Here is a 1,029-nt window from a genome sequence, read left to right as displayed (position 1 = left end):
TCCTTGAACCTTGCGGCTTCCGGTGCCAAATCTGGAGAAAATTCAGGCATCGGCTCGCGTCAGGAGCCAACCCACAAACGGACAAAATGGTCACTTATCTCGACGCCGCGACGGCACCCTTAAGAAACACCGGCCAGATCCGCCTCTATGGCGAGGAAGGCTTTGCCGGCATGCGCAAGGCTTGCGACCTGACCGCGCGCTGCCTCGACGAGCTTGTGCCGATGGTGAAGCCCGGCGTCACGACCGAGACCATAGACCGCTTCGTCTTCGAGTTCGGCATGGACCACGGCGCATTGCCGGCGACGCTCAACTATCGCGGCTACACAAAATCGTCCTGCACCTCGATCAACCACGTCGTCTGCCACGGCATTCCCGACAACAAGCCGCTGAAGGACGGTGACATCGTCAACATCGACGTCACCTATATCCTTGACGGCTGGCATGGCGATTCCTCGCGCATGTATCCCGTCGGCACGATCAAGCGCGCCGCCGAACGTCTGCTCGAGGTGACCTACGAATGCCTGATGCGCGGCATTGCCGCGATCAAGCCCGGCGCCCGCACCGGCGCCATCGGCGCCGCGATCCAGACCTATGCCGAGGCCGAGCGCTGCTCGGTGGTGCGCGACTTCTGCGGCCACGGCGTCGGCCAGCTCTTCCACGACGCGCCCAATATCCTGCACTACGGCATCGTCAACGAAGGCGTCGAAATGCGGCCGGGCATGATTTTTACCGTCGAGCCGATGATCAATCTCGGCCGCCCGCACGTGAAGGTGCTGTCGGACGGCTGGACGGCGGTGACGCGCGACCGCTCGCTGTCGGCGCAGTACGAGCACACGATCGGCGTCACCGAGACAGGCTGCGAGATCTTCACGCTGTCGCCGAAAAAGCTCGACCGCCCCGGCCTGCCGGCCTGAGGCGTATTGAGATTCGGGTCAGGCCGAGCCGAGACTAACGGGTTTCCGAGAACCGGGCGGGAGCGCATTTGCAGTACGTGAGCCCCGGCCGACGCCGACCGAGCCTTGACTACAT

At 63.5% G+C, this 1,029-nt stretch carries 1 protein-coding gene; it reads left to right on the top strand.

The features are described 5' to 3' along the window. The first annotated feature begins 86 nt into the window (after positions 1-86). Complete coding sequence (map, locus tag EOA29_RS37675) at positions 87-914, top strand: type I methionyl aminopeptidase (protein ID WP_126093427.1); 828 nt, start codon at positions 87-89, stop codon at positions 912-914. Positions 915-1,029: the final 115 nt, after the last annotated feature.

The sequence above is a fragment of the Mesorhizobium sp. M1E.F.Ca.ET.063.01.1.1 genome (genome assembly GCF_003998155.1).
GTDB lineage: Bacteria > Pseudomonadota > Alphaproteobacteria > Rhizobiales > Rhizobiaceae > Mesorhizobium.
The sequence above is the reverse complement of the archived record's forward strand: the minus strand, read 5'-3'. Positions and strand labels throughout refer to the sequence as shown.

Coding starts and splice junctions, on each gene's coding strand:
- map (WP_126093427.1), top strand. CDS start 87: ATGGTCACTTATCTCGACGCCGCGACGGCACCCTTAAGAAACACCGGC.